Raw genomic sequence first — 22,544 nt, forward strand, 5'->3', positions numbered from 1 at the left:
ATAATTAATTTGAGGTTATTATGATTTTCATTACATTGTATGTAATGAAAATCAATGTAATAAAATGAATATGAATATTAAGGTGGAAAACAACAATGTTTTTAAGAAAATAATTATGTATAAAAATAACATTTGATACATAATCAACCGATTATTTTTGAGTGATTTATTATTGACAATATAATTAATTGTATGATAAATTCAATCAGCATTCTTAATGGTTTTTTGGTATGATTAATATTTTGAAAATTCAATACGGTATAAAGAGATTGAATTTTCTGTTTTTTATGAGGTGGGTTACTAAGTCTATAGGGGAAGTGAACTATGTATATTTTTATTTTTAAAATAGAACAGTAATAAAGAATGTAACAAGTAAGAGATAAACTTGAAAAAGAGGTTTCAAAGAATGAGTCTTTTCATAAAGAAAGCAATGGATGAAGAAAAGAAAAAAGTATTGAATCAAACTTTAGGAGCGATTGATTTAACTCTTTTAGGTATTGGAGCAATTATTGGTACAGGTATTTTCGTATTAACTGGTATTGTAGCAGCGAAACATGCTGGTCCGGCGATTGTATTATCTTTTGTATTAGCGGCAATTATATGTGCATGTGTAGCTTTCTGTTATGCTGAATTTGCATCTACAGTTCCAGTTTCGGGAAGTGTATATTCATATACATATATGACACTAGGTGAGATTTTTGCATTTATAGTTGGCTGGTGTGTTATGCTGGAGTATTTATTAGCGACTTCTGCGGTTGCAGCAGGCTGGTCAGCATATTTTCAGTCATTGCTACTAGGTTTTAATATTCACATTCCTACGGTTTTTGCTTCGGCACCAGGAATGGGGAAGGGTGGAATCATTGATTTACCAGCAGTTCTTATTATTTTAGTTGTTACATTTTTATTAAGCCGTGGTGCGAAAGAAAGTGCACGAATTAATAATATAATGGTTATTATTAAACTGGCTGTTATTGTAGGATTTATTGTTGTAGGGACACAATATGTAAGACCAGAGAATTGGCAACCATTTCTACCGTTTGGTTTTCACGGTGTGGTAGGGGGCGCTGCTACTGTATTTTTTGCTTTTTTAGGATTTGATGCAGTTGCAACAGCCGCAGAGGAAGTGAAGCGTCCACAACGTAACGTGCCAATTGGGCTACTTGTTTCCTTGTTCATTTGTACCGTTCTATATGTAGGTGTTTCATTCGTGCTAACTGGAATGGTTCCGTTTACGGAATTAAATGTTGCTGATCCGGTTGCATATGCGTTGCGCACTGTAGGAGAAGATAGAATTGCTGGGTTGTTATCGGTGGGAGCGATAGCGGGGCTAACAACAGTTCTGTTAGTAGCTATGTTTGCATTTGTTCGTGTATCTTACTCGATGAGTCGAGATGGACTGTTACCAAAAAGACTTTCAAGTGTCCATAAACGTTTACAAACTCCATTTTTTAATACGTGGGTTACAGGTATACTAGCAGCTTTATTAGCGGGATTAGTGGATTTGAATTTATTAGCTAATTTAGTGAATATGGGAACGATAACAGCATTTGTGTTTGTATCTATAGCTGTCATTGTATTAAGAAAGACGCATCCTGATATGAAGAGGCCATTCCGTGCCCCTCTAGTACCTTTTTTACCTATCGTTTCAATAGTAAGTTGTATATATTTGGCTTTGAACCTTTCTAAGCTTACTTTAATTAGTTTTGTGGCATGGATTATAATAGGCGTTTTCATATATTTTGTATATGCTAAAAAACATAGTAATGTTAGAAATGGAAATAGAGTATAGTCCATTGAAATAATACTTGTAATGGAAATGAAAACACGCTACTTATTCATATAAGAACAAGTAGCGTGTTTTTTCTATTTAATAATCCCATTTTCTAAAATTTTAATAGTTGGTGCCACTTTCACATTAGCTTTTGAAAAGGAACTTGGCCAATCATCTTCAACTTGTTTCCATTCTTCATATTGAAACGCTCTCGCATAATCACCAAATCCGAATGGATCAAGCTGCTGTTTTTGAATTTTGTGGATTAAATCGTTTAAATCATTGTTTAGTTGTTTTGTAATAAGAGAAGTTAATTTTTTTCTATCATTTTCTATATCCATGTTGAATGTAAGTTCAGATACGGCAATTTTTAAATCCATTTTAATATTAAATTTGAAGCGGTTATCGCTATAGTCTGTACCGATATCATGACTCATACTAAGAACATTTATTGTTATAAAATCGTCGCCTTTTGTATCTTTTAGATGGCTATTACTTTCAACTAAATTAGAGGGGATTTTCATTGTAAGTGAAACGGGTATATTAGCTTTCTTTTGCACCATAAGAAGAAGGGCACTTTCGTAGCGATTTAAAGACATCTTATAAGTTCCACGAGAGGTTAATAGTGCCGAACCGGTAACAATAACATCTTTCTTCCCTTTTTTTATTTCTGAAATAGCAGGAGTTACGCCTTTATTAAAAGTTTGTCTATGAAATTCATGGAATGTCGTAAACACGGTCCGATTGTATAGTTTGTTCGTATTAATTAAATCTGTTAAATATTCAGGAAGAGCAGGCTTATCTTTGAAATTATTATATATAACAGAAGAAATGGGGCCATCTACTGCAACCATGCGCATATTCCCTGTATTTTTAGGGTCGCGATACCAAACATCCAGATAAGGCATAGCTCCTTCTTGTTTTAAAAAATTCGTGCTAAACAATATAAGCTGTAACTTTTCTGTGGACACTAAACCGCTGCTTGAACTGTTAAACGTATCTTTTGCTTCTCGGGGTGTATGTACTTTCGCTTCATGAATTTCGTACTTTTTCTCTACATCTTCATTGAAAATAGGGTTTACGTGATACACAATTAATTTTCCTTTTGCTTTTGCGTCAAAACCGTAAATTAATGAGATGGATTGTTTTTCTAAATCAAGCCGATCTTCACAACCTGCTAAAAAAATTATGAGAAAACAAAATATAATAAAATGAATAAAGCGTCTCATTTAAACTTTTCTCCTTTTCCAATGCTGATAAAGTGTCATGTATAAGAGAAATACAACTGGGAATAGAAAAACGATAAAATAACTAGCAGTTCCCCAAAATTCCCGCAACGAACTTATCTGATAAGAAGAAGGGATATAAAAGAATAAGATGAAAATACACCCGAATAATAAAAAATAAATAGGTAATGAACTGCCTTTTTTGTTAAGTAATTGATTAATACCATCTGAAGCAGTAAAAATATAAGGAATACAGGAATCAAAAATAATAAAGAGATAAAATGACAAAAAGATAATTTCAAACCGCTCAAGAAATGAGAAATGAAACGGTGTAACAAGAGAAAGAGTTGGCCATAAAAACTTTGTTATACCATCTGGACTAAAATAAATAAAAGAAACGAACGTGATTTGAAGATAAATAAATAACGTAATCAAATTTGCAATAACAATTCCTTTTTTTGCAGATGCTTTGTTAGTTAAATAAGGATAAAGGACAAACGCAAACTCGAATCCGAGAAACGCAATGATAGTTGATTTTACGGTGTTTATAATTGGTAGCCATCCTTCCTTGATAAGAGGAAGAAGATATATAAAATGCCCATCTTTAAGAGGAATAAATAATAATAATGGCATCCAAAGTGTAAAGATGACAGTGAAAACAGCAAAACGACTAATAATAAGTGCTCCTTTACATGCAAGCATAAGCATTGGAATAGATAGCAAAATCATAATTAAAGACATAGGAGATCTAGGTAAAATCCAAATATGAATAACGTATAAGAGGGAAAAAATTAAGGAAACAGCTGCGAGTACAGCATATAAAATCCAAAAAATCATTACTACTCTTCCTAGCCATTTTCCAAGATAGCGTATCAGCACATCAAGTAAAGTATATCCTGGATGTTTTTCCATGATTTTTACAATACATAGACTGACTAAAGTAGTAATGACACATCCGATAATAATAGACATCCAGCCATCTGTATTCGCTCCTTGTGCAACTTCACGCGGAAGTGTAAGTACGCCGAATCCGACTTGAACACCACTAATCGTTAAAATGTATTGAAATAAAGTGATCTCCCTCTTTGCACGTTTTGTCACTAATTCTCCTCCTTTTCTTTAACATCTCTTTGCCGGTTATCTTGTTTTAATTGTAGAGATAGTGGCCGTTTCTTCATAATTTTCCATGGGAAACGTATAAGGGTATCTTTTAAATCCGAAGCATATGACGGAGAAAAAGGACTACCATATGGTACACCAAGTGATTCCATAGAAAGAATATGGATGATAATGATTGCCATTCCAACCATAATTCCAATGACGCCAAATAAAGAGGCGGCTATCATCATTGGGAATCGAAGAAGCCGAATTCCTGCTGACATTTCTAAGTTAGGAATAATGAAGGAGGCAACCGCAGTAATTGATACGACGATAACCATAACGTTACTCACAATCCCAGCTTGAACCGCAGCTTGTCCAATTACAATTCCTCCTACGACGCCGATTGTTTGTCCAACAGGCCCAGGAAGCCGAATCGCTGCTTCTCGGAGCATTTCGAGAACTAATTCCATTAATAAAGCTTCTAATATGGGAGGGAAAGGAATTTTGGCTCGAGATTCTCCAATCGTTAACAACAATTTGAGCGGAATCACTTCATAATGGAAGGAAATCATAGCAATATAAAGAGCAGGAGCAAATATTGCAATAAATAGCCCAGTGAAACGAAGGAGTCGTATAAAAGATGGAATCATAGGTCTGAAGCTGTAATCATCTATCGTCTGAAAGAAGGATGAAAAGGTCATAGGTCCTATTAATACGCCTGGTGAGCGATCTACAACAACAGCAATTCGCCCATTCAAAATATGATGTGCCGTTGTGTCAGGACGTTCAGTGATAGACAATTGTGGGAAGAGAGTATAGGAATTATCTTCAACAAATCCTTCTAATTCACCGGTAGTAAGAATAGCATCTACTTTGATTGATTCAATGCGGCATGCCATATCTTGTACAACATCTTCGTTTGCAACATCTGCAAGATAAAGTAAAAAAACTTTAGAGGTTGCTCGTTCGCCAACAGTGAATTCCTTCACTTTTAATTCGCGATTTGGAATATAGCGACGAATAAGTGCGATACTATCACTTGCCACTTCATTAAATCCTTCGTGTGAGCTTTTTATGGAAGTCTCTGTTGTAGGTTCTTCAATACTCCTTTTTGGCGCCGCTTGCGTATCTAGTTCTAAAGCTGATAATTGCCCGTTTATAAATAAAATACTTTTGCCATGTAAGAGAGATTGCTCAATGTCTATCCACTTCTGAACTTTTTTAATATTCCCTATAGAAACAGAAGATTCCCAAAAATCATCTTCATTCCATTCTTTAAATAAGAGAGGACGAAGAATATCTACATTAATAACAGTTTTATCTACAAGTCCTTCCATATATATAAGAGCAGCTTCTTTTCCGTTTTTTAACGGGAAAGTGCGTGTAATTAATTCTGGAATACCACTAAATAATTTGGATAAGTGTTTAAGATTAAGCGGCATGGAGGAAGAAATTTCTTTATTTAATACAGTTTCAGATTGCTCATGAGTAGAGAAAGATTTTTCGCCCCTTATCCATTTTCGAAAAGATCCCATATATTCACCTTATTCCTCGTTGAACTTTATATGGGTTATTATGGATAGTTACATACAGACATATGCGCAGTTTAAAATTTATATTGTATATTTGTACATTTAACGCTATAATTATAGTGTTAAAGATGGAATCGTGATATGACCTGTTATGAATCTATCGTTTTATTTATGAATAAATGGATTGGTATTTTAGCAAGATGTGCTAATAAACTACTCCACCATGATGATAGCGTGCCCAAAATGTGGTGCGTATATTTTCGTGGTGGAGTTTTTTTATTCTCAAAAAGGGGGAGAGACCATGAATGACAACATGGTTCATATTACAATTGACGGAAAAAAGTATACAGCGGAGCCTGGTTCAACGATATTGGGTGTTATTAATGAGAACGGGATTGAACATCCGCAAATTTGTTACGTGCCAGAAGTAGATCCTATTCAAACATGTGACACTTGTATTGTAGAAGTTGACGGAAAGTTAATGCGTTCTTGTTCGACGATAGCAACGGAAGGTATGGACATTGAACGTGCTTCTGTTCGCGCAAAAGAAGCACAAACAGAGGCGATGGATCGGTTACTAGAAAATCATTTATTATACTGTACAGTATGTGACAACAACAATGGGAACTGTAAACTGCATAATACAGCAGAATTAATGGAAATTGAACATCAAAAATATCCTTATGAACCGAAAGTAGATGTAAGTGAAGTTGATATGACGCATCCGTTTTATCGCTATGACCCTAATCAATGTATTGCATGCGGTCAATGCGTTGAGGTGTGTCAAAACTTACAAGTAAATGAAACGTTATCGATAGACTGGGAAGCGGAACGCCCACGAGTTATTTGGGATGAAGGAGTAAATATTAATGATTCTTCATGCGTTAGCTGTGGTCAATGTGTAACGATTTGCCCTTGTAACGCTTTAATGGAGAAAACGATGCTCGGTGAAGCTGGATTTATGACGGGATTAAAACCAGATATTCTTGAACCGATGGTAGATTTAATTAAAGAAGTTGAGCCTGGATATAGCGGTATTTTTGCGGTATCAGAAGTGGAAGCGGCCATGCGTGATACTCGTACGAAGAAAACGAAAACAGTATGTACATTTTGTGGTGTAGGTTGTTCGTTTGAAGTGTGGACGAAGGGGCGTAAAATCCTTAAAGTACAGCCATCTTCAGATGCACCAGTTAACGCAATTTCCACTTGTGTAAAAGGGAAATTTGGTTGGGATTTCGTAAATTCTAAAGAACGAATTACAAAACCTTTAATTCGTAAAAATGGAACGTTTGTTGAATCTACATGGGAAGAAGCACTGAATGTAGTTGCAAATAAATTAGGTACTATTAAAGAAGAGTACGGTAAAGGTTCTATCGGATTTATTTCTTCCTCTAAAATTACAAATGAAGATAATTATGTAATTCAAAAATTAGCTCGACAAGTATTTGGAACGAATAATATTGATAACTGCTCACGTTATTGCCAATCACCAGCAACGGATGGTTTGTTCCGTACAATTGGTATGGGCGGTGATGCAGGAACGATTAAAGATATTGCGCAATCTGGTCTTGTTATTATTGTAGGATGTAATCCGACAGAAGGTCATCCTGTTTTAGCTACACGTATTAAACGTGCACATAAATTACACGGACAAAAGTTAATTGTAGCTGATCTTCGTAAAACAGAAATGGCAGAGCGATCAGATGTCTTTATTAGTCCAAAACAAGGAACAGATCAAGTTTGGTTAATGGCTGTTACAAAATATATGATTGATCGAGGTTGGCATGATCAGGAATTTATTAATGAGAATGTAAACTTCTTTGAAGATTTCAAAGAAAGTCTAGAAGAATATACACTTGCATATGCAGAAGAAGTAACAGGTATTTCAAAAGAAACACTTATTCAAATGGCTGAAATGATTCGTGATGCAGATGGTACATGTATCCTTTGGGGTATGGGGGTAACGCAAAATACAGGTGGTTCTGATACTTCCGCTGCAATTTCAAACTTACTTCTTGCAACAGGGAACTATCGTCGTCCAGGAGCAGGTGCATACCCACTTCGAGGTCACAATAACGTACAAGGTGCTTGTGATATGGGTACTTTACCAGGATGGCTTCCAGGATATCAGCACGTTACTAACGAAATGGAACGTGCGAAATTTGAAACTGCTTACGGAGTGAAAATTGATAGTGAACCAGGTCTTAATAATATTGAAATGCTTCACGCAATTGACGAAGGAAAAATGAAAGCAATGTATCTTGTCGGAGAAGATATGGCTCTTGTAGATTCTAATGCGAATCATGTACATGAAGTGTTGTCGAGCCTTGATTTCTTCGTTGTGCAAGATGTTTTCCTTTCTAAAACTGCTCAATATGCAGATGTTGTATTACCAGCAGCGCCATCTCTTGAGAAAGAAGGTACTTTCACAAATACAGAGCGCCGTGTCCAAAGATTATATCAAGTTCTTCCTACGTTAGGAGATGCGAAACCAGACTGGTGGATCGTCCAGGAGGTTGCGAATAAACTAGGGGCAAACTGGAATTATAGCCACCCAAGTGAAATCTTTGCTGAAATGGCAAGTTTATCACCATTATTCTCGCAAGCGAACTATGAAGTGCTTGAAGGATGGAACAGTTTCCATTGGGGAAGTTTTGATGGAACAAATACACCACTTCTGTTCCAAGATGGATTTAACTTCCCAGATAAAAAAGCTCGTTTTGCGATTGCTGACTGGGTACGTCCAGCTGAATTTCCAGCGGAGTTCGACCTTCACATTAACAACGGTCGTATGCTTGAGCATTTCCATGAAGGGAATATGACAAATAAATCAACAGGTATCCAAACGAAAGTACCTGGTGTTTTCGTTGAAATCTCTCCAGACCTTGCAAAAGAACGTGGCGTAAAAACGGGTTCGTTAGTTCGTCTTGTCTCTCCTTTTGGAGCATTAAAATTACGTGCACTCGTTACAGATCGTGTAAAAGCGAATGAGTTATATTTACCGATGAACTCTACAGATAACGAAACGGCAATTAATTTCTTAACAGGTCCTGCTGTGGATGTACGTACGAATACACCTGCGTATAAACAAACGAAAGTGCGTATGAAAGTGTTAGAAGTTGATGGCGAAAATCCGATGCCAAAAGCGAACCCACGCAATAAAAAACGTCACCCTCAAGCTGGAATTGAGGTACATCGTAAGTGGGCACGTCCAGGGTATGTGCATTTAACGGATAAGTAGGAGGAGAAAACTATGGCTGCACCTATAAAAATGATTCAAAAACAAGAATTAACTGAGGAAGAAATAAAACAGCAAAAATTAGATGATTTAAAGGAGCTTTTAACAAATAATGAAGAAGCTCTAAATCAGATGTTTAATATAGTAGGGGAATTAAATGACATTGGAATGCTAGAAGCTGCAAATTCTATGCTGAAAGCGAAAGAACCAATTGCAAAGATTGTTCTAGGTCAAGTAACTCGTGAGCCTGTTACAAATTTAATTAATAATATGATGGGTGCTGCAGGTGCGTTAACTGAACTTGACCCAGAACTTACGAAAAAGCTTATAGGTAGTTTATTAGTCGGGCTAGAAGAAGGTAATGAACATCTAGAAAGTAATAAAAAAGTAGGGGTATTCGATCTTATGAAAGTATTGAAAGACCCAGATATTAACCGCGCTATCGGGTTTGGGCTTCATTTCTTAAAAGGAATGGGGAAAGGGTTAAAAGACGAATAAACTTCATGAAGTGAACCTTTCCGCCCAAATATTTGTAGGAAATAGTTTGGGCGGAAGGCTCATTTTGGTAAAATATATAATAAAGTAAAATGAGGCTTTTGGGAGGTATAATTGTATGTCAAAAAAAGTACATGAATTTAATGATATGATCCGAAAACTTCGAAAGGAACTTTTCGGAAAAGGACCAGAACGAATTCATACTGTTTTTGCGGAAAATATGGCTATAGCGACTCTTTATGGAAACTTAACACCTACTGAAAAATTTATTTCAAGTACGATGGACGGTGCGGAAATGGTTCATATGGCTAGAACGAAAATGATTCAAGAAGTGTATGCTGCGAATTCCCGTGAACATTTGGAGGAACTTGTTGGAGCGAAATTAGTGAATTTGTTTTCAGATATGAAAGTAGAAGAAGATATTGCAGTTTCTGTATTTGTTTTTGATAAAAATATAACGTGAGAGAAGGATACTGATCGTGAAACCGATACAGGTAGAAAGAGAAATCTTTCGTTATGAACAGGGAGCATTTAAGCACATAGAGGACAGCATTGTAACAGAGTTTCCTGTCACCATTAAAATGAACGGACAGGAGTTTGTTACAATGGTTAGTACTCCAGAATATATAGAAGATATGGTAATAGGCTTCTTAGCGTCTGAAGGAATCATTCGGAAGTATGAAGATATTGATAGTGTATGGGTGCAGGAGAAAGAAGGCTTTGTGCATGTAACAACGACAAAAGTAAATCCGTATTATGAACAAATGCAAAATAAACGCTATATTACGTCTTGTTGTGGTATGAGTAGGCAAGGGTTTATTTTTGCAAATGATGCACTAAGTGCAAAAAAAATGAAGGGTGTCCATGTACAGGTTACGGCAGAGGATTGTTTTCGGTTAATGAAAGAAATGCAGCAATCTGCGGATACGTTTCATCATACTGGTGGGGTTCATAATGCAGCTTTATGTGATGTGAATGGTATTATTTTAAGCCGAATGGATATTGGTAGGCATAATGCACTAGACAAAATTTACGGTTATTGTTTAAGAAACGATATTTCTATAAAAGATAAAATCATTGTTTTTAGTGGTCGTATTTCTTCGGAAATATTATTGAAAGTTGCAAAAATCGGTTGTGAAATTATACTATCAAAATCAGCTCCAACTGAGTTAGCTTTGCAACTAGCGGAAGATTTAGGTATTACGACAATAGGATTTATTCGTAATCACTCCTTAAATGTATATACCCATCCAGAACGTGTTTTAAATATAAAATAAAAGTGAGGCAATGAAGATGAAATCAGTTACATTAGACAAGTTGCAACGTCCGTTAAAGGATTTACGTATTTCAGTTACTGATCGCTGTAATTTTCGCTGCCGATATTGTATGCCAGAAGAAATATTTGGTCCTGATTACTCGTTTTTGTCTAATGATAAAATTTTATCTTTTGATGAGATTGAAAGGATAACACGTATTTTTGTTTCTTTAGGTGTAAGAAAGTTACGAATTACGGGCGGAGAACCGTTACTTCGAAGAGGTCTTCCAAAGCTTATTGAGCGCCTTAATAAAATTGATGGTGTAGAAGATATCGGTTTAACAACCAATGGATCGTTACTTAAAAAGTTTGCTCCTGATTTATATAAGGCGGGACTATCACGTGTAACAGTTAGCTTAGATTCCTTGGAAGAAGATCGGTTTTTCTATTTAAATGGTAATAGGAGCAAAGTGCAAAGGGTTCTGGAAGGAATACAGGCTGCTGCTGAAGTTGGTATGAAAATTAAAATAAATATGGTCGTTCAAAAAGGGAAAAATGAACAAGATATTTTGCAGATGGCGCAATACTTTAAAGAAAATAAGCATATTCTTCGGTTTATTGAGTATATGGATGTTGGGAATTATAATGGCTGGGAGTTAGGTGAAGTTATTTCCAAACAAGAAATAGTAGATACGATTCATCAAGTTATGCCGTTAGAACGGATAGAAGCAAATTATTCTGGTGAAGTGGCTACTAGGTATCGTTATATAGGAAGCGATGAGGAAATAGGTATTATTTCATCAGTAACAGATTCTTTTTGCTCATCATGTACGAGAGCTCGTATTTCTGCAGAAGGAAAATTATATACTTGCTTATTTGCTTCTAAAGGAAATGATTTAAGAGAATTGCTTCGTTCTGAACATACAGATGAGGACATTACAGATGTAGTACGCGATATATGGAATAATAGGGAAGATCGTTATTCAGATGAACGCTTAAATCATACAAATAAGAAAGCAATACCTAAAATTGAAATGTCACATATCGGTGGTTAATATATAAAGCTAGCTTCATAGTGAAAAATGGAAAATTTACAAGAGTTGTGGATTTTCTATTTTATAGTAAAAGTGATGATTGATATCTCTGTAAAAGATGTGCAGAGAAATTAAGCAGCATTCAAAAACCTTTATTTGAGGAGGTTTTTTGAAGCTGCTTTTTTATTTGGAGAAAATGGAGGAATGGGTAATGGCATTTCATAAGCCGGAACAAATTGCTGAGCTTGTCATTGAGGCCGGTGTTCAAAAAGTAAGACAGACATTGCCAGCGATGCTTATTCTCGGTTTTTTAGGAGGAGCGTTTATTGCGATAGGTTTTTTACTTAACATTCGAGTTTTAGGGAATTTACCTGAGCGCTGGGGAAGTCTAGTGAATGTTTTAGGAGGAGCAGTATTTCCTGTTGGACTCATGCTCGTAGTATTAGCAGGAGGAGAATTAATTACGGGAAATATGATGTCACTGTCTATGGCGCTTTATGCAAAGAAAATTACATTGATAAGTGTACTGAATAACTGGGTTTGGATTACTCTCATGAATTTTATTGGGGCAATTTTTGTTGCGTATTGCTTTGGGCATCTTGGCGGATTAACAGAGGGAGAGTATTTAAATAAAACGGTAGCGATAGCGGAAGGGAAGTTACATGAATCATTTGGGAGAACTTTAATTTTAGCAATTGGTTGTAATTGGCTCGTTTGTCTTGCTCTTTGGCTCGCTTACGGGACGAGTGATTTTGTCGGAAAAATCATCGGAATTTGGATTCCAATTATGGCATTTGTAGTGATTGGATTTCAGCAAGTAGTAGCAAATATGTTTGTCATTTCCGCTGTTATTTTTGCTGGTCATCTAACGTGGATGGATTTGGCTAAAAATTTTGTTCCTGTTTTTATCGGGAATGTAATTGGAGGAGCTGGGTTTGTTGGTTTTGCTTACTTTGCTTGTTATCAGAAACAACATTCTAATATGAAATAGAGTTCTTGAGAGGAAGGGTATGTAATGGCTGATCGGTATTCACGACAACAGTTGTTCAAACCAATTGGGAGTAAAGGACAAGAAAAAATTCGAAATAAACATGTGTTAATTGTAGGGGCAGGCGCATTAGGAAGTGCAAGTGCCGAAAGTTTCGTACGTGCAGGTGTTGGCAAGTTGACGATTATTGATCGTGACTACGTTGAATGGAGTAATTTACAAAGGCAACAATTGTACTCTGAACAAGATGCGAGAGAGAAAATGCCGAAAGCAATTGCTGCAAAAAATCGGTTAGAACAAATTAATTCGGAAGTACAAATACATGCTTTCGTAATGGATGCAACTTCAGAAAATATGAAAGGTCTATTAAAAAGTGTAGATGTAATCATTGATGCAACAGATAATTTTGATATTCGATTTGTAATAAATGATTTATCACAAAAACATAATATTCCTTGGGTATATGGTTCTTGCGTTGGATCGTATGGTATGAGTTATACAATTATTCCGCAAGAGACACCGTGTTTACATTGTATGCTGAAAAATATTCCTGTTACAGGTGTGACATGTGATACCGCTGGAATTATTAGTCCGACTGTTCAAATCGTCGCAGCATATCAAGTGGCAGAAGCACTCAAAATTTTAGTGGGAGATTTCTCAGCAATTAGAAAAACATTTTTCATGTTTGATATATGGAGTAATCAAAATCATTTTATAAAATTAGGGAAAATAAAAACAGACACTTGTCTCTCATGCGGTTTGAATCGAACTTATCCTTATTTATCATACGAAAATCAAACGAAAGCAGCTGTTTTATGCGGAAGAAATACAGTTCAAATTAGAACAGTAGACAATAGGAAATACAATTTTGATGATATAGAAAAAGTATTACAAAAACTGGGGGAAGTAGATCGGAATCCGTATTTACTATCTTGCCAATTCGATGATTACCGCGTGGTTGTTTTTCGAGATGGTCGTGTTTTTATTCATGGTACAAATGATGTTTCGAAAGCGAAACAACTATATTATCGTGTATTCGGTTAATAGAGAGGGTGTCAACAATGGAAAGAAGAGTGCCAATTACGGTTGAAGAAGCTGTTCGTAAAGTGATGGGATTTGCTGATAAAGGCTTAAAGGAGCTATTACCAATTGAATTAGCTTATGGACGTATATTAGCAGAGGATTTAGTAGCTGACCATGATGTACCGTCATTTAATCGTTCGCCGTATGACGGATTTGCTATTCGAGCAGAAGATACTAATTTAGCAAGTTATGAAACGCCAATTGTATTTGAAGTAGTGGGTGAAATTGGTGCAGGATCGCTATTCCATGAGAAAGTAGGTCCGTTTCAAGCAGTTCGAATTATGACGGGAGCACAAATTCCGAATGGCTGTGATGCGGTTGTTATGTTAGAGCTGACTCGTCAATATGAGAAGAATGGCAACAATTATATGGAAGTGAAGCGATCATTCAAAACGGGCGACAATATTTCTTTTCAAGGTGAAGATGCTCGTAAAGGAACGGTTCTTGCAAAGAAAGGATCGTACATTAATCCAGGTATTTCAGCTCTTCTTGCTACATTCGGTTATAGTGAAGTACCAGTTGCGAGAAAGCCTGTAATTGGACTGTTAGCGACTGGGAGTGAATTGCTCGATGTCGATGATTCATTACAGCCAGGGAAAATCCGAAACAGTAATACGTATATGATATTGTCTCAAATTCGAAGAGCGGGCGGCAGAGTAAAATATTTTGGGAAGTTTAGTGATGATTTTAATACGTGTTTTACAGCTGTGAAAGAAGCGCTTGGCCAAGTAGATATGTTAATTACAACGGGCGGTGTATCAGTAGGAGATTATGATTATTTACCAGCTATTTACGAAAAGTTAGGTGCATCTGTTCTTTTTAATAAAGTTGCAATGCGACCAGGAAGTGTTACAACTGTAGCACAATTAAATGGCAAGTTATTATTTGGTTTATCAGGAAATCCATCAGCTTGTTATGTAGGGTTTGAATTATTCGTAAGACCGTGTATTCGGACGTATATGTTTAGTGAAAAAGTACATTTAAAAAGAGAAAAAGCGTTATTAGGAGAAGATTTTCTAAAACCGAATCCATTTACAAGATTTGTACGAGCAAAATTGCAATATGATGAGGGGAAATTAATCGCTTATCCATCAGGGTTTGATAAATCTAGCTCAGTTTCTTCATTGGCAGAATCAAATGCGTTTATCGTATTGCCGGGCGGGACAAGAGGATATAAAAAAGATATGTTTGTTGATGTTCTTTTATTAGAAGATAACGAAGGTAGTGAATGGCCTTGGACATTTCATAAAGTGAGAGGTGGTTCTAATGGGACAAGCGCTATTTGAAGTTGTAGATAATCCGATTTTAGTTGAAGAAGTAACGAATAAAGTCGCAAGAAGGGAAGCAGGTGCGATTACAACATTTATTGGTACGGTGAGAGAATTAACAAAAGGAAAACGAACGCTACATTTAGAGTATGAAGCATATAAACCGATGGCAGTAAAACAACTTATGAGAATTGGTGAAGAGATTAGTGAAAGATGGCCGGATGCAAAAGTAGCAATTACGCACCGTGTAGGGCGGCTAGAAATAATGGATATTGCGGTAGTCATAGCAGTTTCATCACCGCATCGTAAAGTAGCTTATGAAGCGAATGAGTACGCGATTGAACGTATAAAACGAATTGTTCCAATTTGGAAAAAAGAATTTTGGGAAGATGGAACGATGTGGATTGGAGATCAACTTGAAAACACACCATATCCAGAAGGAAAACCAAAGAAGGAAGAATGAGAAAATGATTACAATTTTATTATTTGCAAATTTGAGTGAGGAAGTTGGATCGGATCGATTAGTAATTTCAGAAAAGCAAGAAATGACAGTGCAGCAATTAAAAGAATGGCTCAAAGTCAGCTATTGTTTACAATCGCTGGATAAAGTAATGGTGGCTGTTAATGAGGAGTTTGTAATGAATGAAGAGATGATAAAGGCTGGAGATATAGTCGCATTAATCCCGCCCGTTAGCGGCGGGTAATAAGCTTTTTCACCAGATGAAGCGTCAAGAAGATGTTGTATATAAATTAGAATAAGAGAAGGGATGAGTTCCATGCTTACTCAAGAACAAATAATGAATGCATTAAAACATGTAGAGGATCCAGAGTTACACAAAAGTGTTGTAGAATTAAATATGGTTAGAAATATACAAATGAACGGAACAGAGGTTAAACTTGAAGTAGTACTAACAATCCAAGGTTGTCCGTTAAAAGCAAAAATTCAACAAGATATTGAAGAATCACTTCACGCAATTGGTGCTTCTAAAGTGGAGATAACATTTGGTTCTATGACACAAGAAGAACGTGCAGCTTTAACAGAGAAGTTAAAGAAAAATACTAGAACAGAAACTGGTATGCCGAGCATGCTTCGCACGGATTCAGGAGTACGTTTTATTACTGTAACGAGCGGAAAAGGCGGAGTTGGAAAATCAACGGTGACAATTAATCTTGCAACTGCACTAGCTCGTATGGGGAAAAAAGTGGGGATATTAGATGCGGATATATATGGTTTTAGTATTCCAGCTATGATGGAAACGAATAAGAAACCAACGATGATTGATCAAACGGCAATTCCAGTCATTAGTCACGGTGTTAAAATCATGTCGATGGGATTTTTTACAGAAGGAAATAACCCAGTTATGTGGCGCGGTCCGATGCTAAATAAATGGATTCAAAATTTCCTTGCGAATACGCACTGGGGAGAATTAGATTATTTATTACTTGATTTACCACCAGGTACAGGAGATGTTGCGATTGATGTTGCAGCGATGATTCCGCAAGCGAAAGAAATAATTGTTACAACTCCGCACAATGTAGCTTCATTCGTTGCTTCAAGAGTCGGTGTAATGGCAAAACATACGAAGCATGAGATTTTAGGTATTGTGGAAAATATGGCTTATTATGAAGAGCAAGATGGATCGAAAAATTATCTCTTCGGAAAAGGCGGTGGCGAAATGTTAGCAGAACAATTGCAAACAGAAGTAATCGCACAAGTACCTTTTGCAAAACGTGAAGAAAATAGCGGTTCATCTGTATATGATGAAGATTCTCTTGTTGGAGAAGTGTTTACATCGTTAGCTGAGGATATTATTTATAGAGGATAGAGGGGGAAGTTTAGTATGGCGTGTAACATTGATCATTCTATTGAAGATGTGATGAATAAGCTCGAAAGTCAAAAGAATTCTTTACCTGAAGGGATCTTTAAAGAGTTAAAGAGTTTTTTACAAGGTAATCATTCGCAGAAATTATTAAATGATATTTTTCACCTTCTAAAAAAGTATGATTTAGTCAGTGAGGAAGAACGAGAGACGAGAAACGCACAATTATTGCACATTTTGAATTAAGTACTCTTTGGCTTTAGAATTTTTTCAGAAGGGGTGAATGTGATGGATATGAAAAAGATGATTGAAACGATAGAAGTAACTAGAGTGACTGACGAGGAATTATCGATTTCGAATTTACATCCAAAGCTTGTGAAGTTGTATAGTCAAAAAGATAGTACAGAGTATACGAAGCTATTAAAATATATTTTATCATTATCCGTGCAGTTGAAGCTGAATCTCGTATTGAAATATTTTGGTGTGCGTCCGATTGTTGCTGCAGACGAGCGTATGCAATTTCAAGAGATATTTAAATGCTTAGCTAAGAAAGATGAGAATGGGGAATGGTTTCTAAATTTGGTTTCTTTATATGTAGGGCTAATTGTAGTTCTTCATTTTGAGGAGAAAGTGATTGAGAGCAGTTTTTTTGATGATATGGTAGTGGGTGAATGTAATGAAATATAAGATTCTGCTCATAACATTTTTCTATTTAAATGCTTTAATTGCGATTTTAGTTGGTTTTGTAAATATGAAGGTAACTAATTAAGAAAAAGGAATGAAACTAGTTTGATAAAAAGAGTTCTTCAGTTGTTTCCGGCGTTTTTTCGTGTTACCATTAAGCGAATTTTTCATAAGGAGAGAAAGCGATGAAATGGATTTATTTTCTTATTATTAACGTTATAGCTTTTAGCCTTATGGGGCTTGATAAACGAAAAGCAAAGAAGAAACAGTGGAGAACGCCAGAAAGTACGCTGTTTTTATCAGCGGCAGCTGGGGGAGCAGTTGGAGCTTGGATCGGTATGTATATGTTTCATCATAAAACTCATAAAAAGAAATTTGTTTTCGGCATACCGTTACTTGTTGTAATAACGGTATGTTTATTGTTCGTTGTATGAGAAATGTCGAAAGAAATGCAGATTGATTATTGGTAAAGTGAGCATGTGAGACCGTATAATGGAGAAAAAATGAGAAGAGGAGAAAAAGGAAGATGGGGAGTCAATCAGCAGAGCAAAAAAAAGGGATACTATATGCGGCTGGTGCTTATACGATGTGGGGAATTCTACCGATTTATTGGAAATGGGTTGAGGAAGTTCCAGCAGATGAAATATTAGCACACCGCATCGTTTGGGCATTTGTTTTTATGTTACTTGTATTAGGTGTTACGAAGAGGTTTCGCCAGTTTATTGGGGAATTTGTGAATCTTTTTAAACGACCTAAATTATTAATGTCATTAACAATAGCTTCAGTCTTGATTAGCGGAAACTGGTTTGTTTACATATGGGCCGTTAATCATAATCATGTTATTGAAGCGAGTCTTGGCTATTATATTAATCCGCTTATTAGTATTTTACTTGGTACAGTCGTTTTAAAGGAAAAGTTAAACTTTTGGCAATATGTTGCAGTTGGTTTAGCAGGAGTAGGGGTTGTCATTTTAACAGTACGTTTCGGATCTATTCCGTGGGTTTCTCTTTCACTTGCCTTTTCATTTGGATTATACGGATTAACGAAAAAACTGTTAAACTATGATGCCACAATTGGACTTACGATGGAAACGATGTTAGTGACGCCGTTTGCAATCATTTATCTTGTTATGACAGGAGCACATGGTTTCGGCTCATTTGGATCTATTTCAATGTTATCAACGTTACTTTTAATAGGAGCAGGTATTGTAACGGCATTACCACTATTTTATTTTGCAAAAGGAGCACAACTTATTCCGCTTTATATGGTGGGGTTTTTACAATATATTGCGCCAACAATTAGCTTAATTTTAGGTGTATTTGTATTTGGTGAACATTTCACATCTACACATATGATTGCATTTTTCTGTATATGGGTTGCTTTATTTGTATTCTCGGTAGCGAAGACAAAGTTTTTAGTGCAGAAACAACCGAAATTTATAAAAAATAAATCAGCAAAAGTATCATAATGCGTAGTATTTTCTACGCATTTTTCTTTATACTGATACTATATAGGATTTCCATCATAGCTAGTAGGGAGCTGAGAACGTGGAAACAATTTTACATAATGATCCGCTTATGGCCGCTGTAATTTCATGGTTTTTAGCACAATTAACGAAAGTAGTCTTTAAATTAGTCAAAACGGGTGAATTTGATTTTGCAAAGTTTTTCGCTTCAGGTGGGATGCCGAGTTCTCATGCTTCAACTGTTACAGCACTTGCTACAGGAGTTGGGGTAGTAGAAGGTGTGGAAAGCTCGATGTTTGCGGTTGCTACTATTTTTGCCATTATTGTTATGTATGATGCTTCAGGAGTAAGGCTTGCAGTAAGTAAACAAGCAAAAATATTGAATGAGTTTTTTCACGGTAGAGAAACAGAATATAAGAAGTTAAATGAACTTGTTGGGCATACACCGTATGAAGTAGTAGTTGGTGCTTTATTAGGGATTATTGTCGGAGTAGGATATTGTTTATGAGCGGAACATTTTATATGTTCTGCTTTTCTTTGTTTTTATACATATTCAGCTACCTTTTTGAATATCGTTATACGGATTTCGAAAGGGTGGGTGAGTAACTTGTTATTATATGAAAAAGTGCATGAAGAAATAGCGAGAAGAACAACTGCACTTCAAACAATGCAACGGCAAGATGGTACGTGGCAGTTTTGTTTTGAAGGAGCGCCACTAACAGATTGTCATATGATTTTTTTATTAAAATTATTAGGTAGAGATAAAGAGATAGAACCGTTTGTAAAAAGATTAGCATCACTTCAAACAAATGAAGGAACATGGAAATTGTATGAAGATGAAATGGGTGGTAATTTATCTGCTACAATTCAATCTTATGCTGCCTTACTTGCATCGGAAAAATATACAAAAGAAGATGCGAATATGAAGCGAGCGGAAATGTTTATAAATGAGCGCGGGGGGGTAGCGCGTGCTCATTTTATGACGAAGTTTTTATTAGCAATTCATGGAGAATATGAATACCCTTCTCTCTTTCATTTGCCAACACCAATTATGTTTCTGCAGAATGATTCCCCTCTCAGTATTTTTGAACTGAGTAGCTCAGCACGTATTCATTTAATTCCGATGATGTTGTGTTTAAATAAAAGATTTCGAGTAGAGAAAAAGTTATTGCCAAATTTAAATCATATTGCAGGCGGGGGCGGAGGATGGTTTCGGGAGGACCGATCTCCGGTTTTTCAAACATTATTAAGTGACGTGAAGAAAATTATAACGTATCCACTTTCTTTGCATCATAAAGGATATGAGGAAGTAGAACGTTTTATGAAAGAGCGTATTGATGAAAATGGAACATTATATAGTTACGCAACTGCCTCGTTTTATATGATTTATGCTTTACTTGCATTAGGACATTCTATTCAATCACCAATTATTCAGAAGGCTATAACGGGAATCACATCTTATATATGGAAGATGGAGAGAGGGAGCCATTTGCAAAACTCTCCGTCAACTATATGGGATACAGCTTTACTCAGTTATGCTTTGCAAGAAGCTCAAGTTCCGAAAGCAAGTAAAGTGATTCAAAATGCATCAGCGTATTTACTAAGAAAACAGCAAACAAAGAAAGTAGATTGGAGTGTACATGCACCGGATCTCTTCCCAGGTGGTTGGGGCTTTTCGGATGTGAATACGACGATTCCAGATATTGATGATACAACTGCTACGTTAAGAGCATTGGCGCGAAGTAGAGGGAACGAAAATGTAGACAATGCTTGGAAGCGAGCGGTTAATTGGGTTAAAGGATTGCAAAATAATGATGGTGGTTGGGGGGCTTTTGAAAAAGGGGTAACGAGCCGTATATTAGCAAATTTACCAATCGAAAATGCAAGTGATATGATTACAGATCCTTCTACACCAGATATTACAGGAAGAGTGTTAGAATTTTTCGGGACGTATACGCAAAATCAATTGCCCGAGAAACAAAAACAAAGTGCGATAAATTGGTTAATGAATGTACAAGAGGAAAATGGATCGTGGTATGGGAAATGGGGAATTTGTTATATATATGGTACGTGGGCAGTGTTGACGGGTTTACGGTCACTCGGAATACCATCTAGCGATCCATCATTGAAACGAGCAGCTTTATGGCTTGAACATATACAGCATGAAGATGGTGGCTGGGGAGAATCTTGCCAAAGTAGTGTGGAAAAAAGATTTGTTACTTTGCCATTTAGTACACCATCCCAAACAGCATGGGCGTTAGATGCCCTCATTTCTTACTATGATAAAGAAACGCCAGTCATTCGCAAAGGTATTTCATATTTGCTCTCCAACCCTTATGTAAATGAAAAATATCCTACTGGAACAGGCTTGCCAGGTGGGTTTTATATTCGTTATCATAGTTATGCTCATATATATCCGTTGCTTACTTTGGCTCATTATGCAAAAAAATATAGAAAATAAACCGAGAGATGTCTCTCGGTTTATTTTGTTGGGTAGTAGGTCCCTTTTGAAAAGAATAAGGTTGTGATGTACCTTATTTTTCGGTTGATTGGCGTTTTTGACGTGCATCAGCGGCATTTGCACGTGCGTTTGCTTCTAAGTCATTGTGGTCAGCGAGTTCGCGAGAGAACTCAACATCAATGCCATCAGTTGCTTTGCTTTGTTTGAAATTCTTTTTGTTCATTCGACATAATCTCCTTGCACTTTATGCGACGTTGCAAAGTTAGTTTGACACAAATAGACTTTTTTATACAAAGAGGAATTGAAAAGCAAAAAGCCGAAATATACAGTATAAGTAATAGAAATGGGGGATAGGAATGGAGTTTTTAAATGGGAAAACAGCTGTTGTAACAGGAGCTGCACAGGGAATTGGAAAAGAGATTGCAAGGGTTTATGCAAAACTAGGGGCGAAAGTATTAATTAGCGATGTAAATGAAGAGAATCTACAAAAAACGACACGTGAGTTATCAGATGAAGGATATGAAGTGTGCTCATATCGATGTGATGTGAGTAATCAAAATGAAGCGAAGTCGTTAATTGAATATGCGGTTCAAAAATTCGGTACATTACATATTTTGGTGAATAACGCCGGGATTACAAGAGATGCAATGTTACATAAAATGGAGAAGTCTGCTTGGGAACAAGTATTACAAGTGAACTTAACTGGTGTTTTTTATTGTATGCAACCAGCGCTTCTTTACATGAGACAACAAGGGTATGGACGCATTATTAATATATCTTCAATTAGTAGAGAAGGAAACATAGGTCAAGCAAATTATGCGGCTACAAAGGCAGGAGTTGTCGGTTTAACGAAAACAGCAGCGAAAGAAGTTGGAAGCTTCGGTATTACTTGTAATGCGATTTGTCCGGGTTTTATGGATACAGATATGACAAAAACGATACCAGATAAAGTGAAAGAAAAGATGGTTGGTGCTATTCCAGTTGGTAGAATTGGAACGCCAGAAGATATTGCGAACGCAGCAGCTTTTTTAGCATCAGAATACGCATCTTATATTACAGGTGAAGTATTAAATGTGAGCGGAGGACTGCAAGTTTAAAGGAATACATAATGAAAAGAACCTGA

23 protein-coding genes are annotated in these 22,544 nt (G+C 36.2%); 19 read left to right on the top strand and 4 right to left on the bottom strand.

The features are described from left to right. Window positions 1–406 precede the first annotated feature (406 nt). Window positions 407–1,789 carry an APC family permease gene (locus DN400_RS22720; protein WP_000051664.1) on the top strand — a complete coding sequence of 461 codons (1,383 nt, stop codon included), beginning with the start codon at window positions 407–409 and terminating at the stop codon, window positions 1,787–1,789. Between the two features lie 74 nt (window positions 1,790–1,863). Here DN400_RS22720 and DN400_RS22725 read toward each other — a convergent pair whose 3' ends face one another. The 3 genes from DN400_RS22725 to DN400_RS22735 are packed head-to-tail and all read right to left on the bottom strand — an operon-like array spanning window position 1,864 to window position 5,633. Beyond that, window positions 1,864–3,000 carry a Ger(x)C family spore germination protein gene (locus tag DN400_RS22725; protein ID WP_071714656.1) on the bottom strand — a complete coding sequence of 379 codons (1,137 nt, stop codon included), beginning with the start codon at window positions 2,998–3,000 and terminating at the stop codon, window positions 1,864–1,866. After that, on the bottom strand, window positions 3,001–4,098 hold the full coding sequence (locus tag DN400_RS22730) for an endospore germination permease (RefSeq protein WP_000166524.1): 1,098 nt from the start codon (window positions 4,096–4,098) through the stop codon (window positions 3,001–3,003). Then, complete coding sequence (locus DN400_RS22735; RefSeq protein WP_065229181.1) at window positions 4,098–5,633, bottom strand: spore germination protein; 1,536 nt, start codon at window positions 5,631–5,633, stop codon at window positions 4,098–4,100. The genes DN400_RS22730 and DN400_RS22735 overlap by 1 nt, the downstream gene beginning before the upstream one ends. A 298-nt stretch (window positions 5,634–5,931) precedes the next feature. On the opposite strand from DN400_RS22735, the gene fdhF reads away from it, so the two are divergent. The 17 genes from fdhF to DN400_RS22820 all read left to right on the top strand — a co-directional run bounded on the left by fdhF (window position 5,932) and on the right by DN400_RS22820 (window position 21,421). Beyond that, on the top strand, window positions 5,932–8,871 hold the full coding sequence (gene fdhF / locus DN400_RS22740; RefSeq protein WP_000999397.1) for a formate dehydrogenase subunit alpha: 2,940 nt from the start codon (window positions 5,932–5,934) through the stop codon (window positions 8,869–8,871). Between the two features lie 12 nt (window positions 8,872–8,883). Next, window positions 8,884–9,366: a helical membrane plugin domain-containing protein gene (locus tag DN400_RS22745; protein ID WP_000729897.1), complete on the top strand. Its 483-nt coding sequence runs from the start codon at window positions 8,884–8,886 to the stop codon at window positions 9,364–9,366. A 115-nt stretch (window positions 9,367–9,481) separates the two neighbouring features. Continuing rightward, a complete protein-coding gene (locus tag DN400_RS22750) occupies window positions 9,482–9,826 on the top strand; it encodes a Na-translocating system protein MpsC family protein (protein ID WP_000039582.1) in 345 nt (114 codons plus the stop codon). A 16-nt stretch (window positions 9,827–9,842) separates the two neighbouring features. Further along, entirely contained in the window at window positions 9,843–10,640 is a 798-nt protein-coding gene (gene fdhD / locus DN400_RS22755) for a formate dehydrogenase accessory sulfurtransferase FdhD (protein ID WP_000802685.1), read from the top strand. 16 nt (window positions 10,641–10,656) lie between these two features. Next, a complete protein-coding gene (moaA, locus tag DN400_RS22760; protein ID WP_000844119.1) occupies window positions 10,657–11,673 on the top strand; it encodes a GTP 3',8-cyclase MoaA in 1,017 nt (338 codons plus the stop codon). 190 nt (window positions 11,674–11,863) lie between these two features. Next, window positions 11,864–12,643 carry a formate channel gene (locus DN400_RS22765; RefSeq protein ID WP_000863998.1) on the top strand — a complete coding sequence of 260 codons (780 nt, stop codon included), beginning with the start codon at window positions 11,864–11,866 and terminating at the stop codon, window positions 12,641–12,643. Between the two features lie 24 nt (window positions 12,644–12,667). Further along, window positions 12,668–13,684 (top strand): molybdopterin-synthase adenylyltransferase MoeB, encoded by a 1,017-nt coding sequence (locus DN400_RS22770; RefSeq protein WP_098015675.1) that lies wholly within the window; start codon window positions 12,668–12,670, stop codon window positions 13,682–13,684. 17 nt (window positions 13,685–13,701) lie between these two features. After that, a complete protein-coding gene (locus tag DN400_RS22775; RefSeq protein WP_000442198.1) occupies window positions 13,702–15,009 on the top strand; it encodes a molybdopterin molybdotransferase MoeA in 1,308 nt (435 codons plus the stop codon). Then, window positions 14,990–15,454 carry a molybdopterin synthase catalytic subunit MoaE gene (gene moaE / locus DN400_RS22780; RefSeq protein WP_098015674.1) on the top strand — a complete coding sequence of 155 codons (465 nt, stop codon included), beginning with the start codon at window positions 14,990–14,992 and terminating at the stop codon, window positions 15,452–15,454. Before DN400_RS22775 ends, moaE begins: the two co-directional genes overlap by 20 nt. 4 nt (window positions 15,455–15,458) lie before the next feature. After that, window positions 15,459–15,695, top strand: a complete 237-nt coding sequence (moaD, locus tag DN400_RS22785; protein ID WP_061660590.1) for a molybdopterin converting factor subunit 1 — start codon at window positions 15,459–15,461, stop codon at window positions 15,693–15,695. 72 nt (window positions 15,696–15,767) lie between these two features. Continuing rightward, window positions 15,768–16,817 (top strand): P-loop NTPase, encoded by a 1,050-nt coding sequence (locus DN400_RS22790; protein ID WP_086387193.1) that lies wholly within the window; start codon window positions 15,768–15,770, stop codon window positions 16,815–16,817. Window positions 16,818–16,832: 15 nt separating this feature from the next. Then, window positions 16,833–17,057 (top strand): hypothetical protein, encoded by a 225-nt coding sequence (locus tag DN400_RS22795; RefSeq protein WP_000752378.1) that lies wholly within the window; start codon window positions 16,833–16,835, stop codon window positions 17,055–17,057. A 42-nt stretch (window positions 17,058–17,099) separates the two neighbouring features. After that, window positions 17,100–17,498, top strand: a complete 399-nt coding sequence (locus DN400_RS22800; RefSeq protein ID WP_000367304.1) for a hypothetical protein — start codon at window positions 17,100–17,102, stop codon at window positions 17,496–17,498. 182 nt (window positions 17,499–17,680) lie between these two features. Continuing rightward, a complete protein-coding gene (locus tag DN400_RS22805; RefSeq protein ID WP_000871349.1) occupies window positions 17,681–17,929 on the top strand; it encodes a DUF1294 domain-containing protein in 249 nt (82 codons plus the stop codon). Between the two features lie 92 nt (window positions 17,930–18,021). Next, window positions 18,022–18,963, top strand: coding sequence for an EamA family transporter RarD (gene rarD, locus DN400_RS22810; protein WP_000535541.1), 942 nt, complete (start codon window positions 18,022–18,024; stop codon window positions 18,961–18,963). A gap of 79 nt (window positions 18,964–19,042) precedes the next feature. Continuing rightward, the gene (locus tag DN400_RS22815) at window positions 19,043–19,468 is read left to right on the top strand and encodes a divergent PAP2 family protein (RefSeq protein ID WP_000447821.1); all 426 of its coding nucleotides are present in this window, start codon (window positions 19,043–19,045) and stop codon (window positions 19,466–19,468) included. A 99-nt stretch (window positions 19,469–19,567) separates the two neighbouring features. After that, on the top strand, window positions 19,568–21,421 hold the full coding sequence (locus DN400_RS22820; RefSeq protein WP_071714649.1) for a terpene cyclase/mutase family protein: 1,854 nt from the start codon (window positions 19,568–19,570) through the stop codon (window positions 21,419–21,421). Window positions 21,422–21,494: 73 nt separating this feature from the next. Here DN400_RS22820 and DN400_RS22825 read toward each other — a convergent pair whose 3' ends face one another. Beyond that, window positions 21,495–21,644 (bottom strand): YfhD family protein, encoded by a 150-nt coding sequence (locus tag DN400_RS22825; RefSeq protein WP_001035815.1) that lies wholly within the window; start codon window positions 21,642–21,644, stop codon window positions 21,495–21,497. Between the two features lie 133 nt (window positions 21,645–21,777). Here DN400_RS22825 and fabG point away from each other — a divergent pair, with 133 nt between their 5' ends. After that, entirely contained in the window at window positions 21,778–22,518 is a 741-nt protein-coding gene (fabG, locus tag DN400_RS22830) for a 3-oxoacyl-ACP reductase FabG (RefSeq protein ID WP_000395038.1), read from the top strand. Window positions 22,519–22,544 lie beyond the last annotated feature (26 nt).

The sequence above is a fragment of the Bacillus sp. AR8-1 genome, from assembly GCF_008042345.1.
GTDB classification, from domain to species: domain Bacteria; phylum Bacillota; class Bacilli; order Bacillales; family Bacillaceae_G; genus Bacillus_A; species Bacillus_A cereus.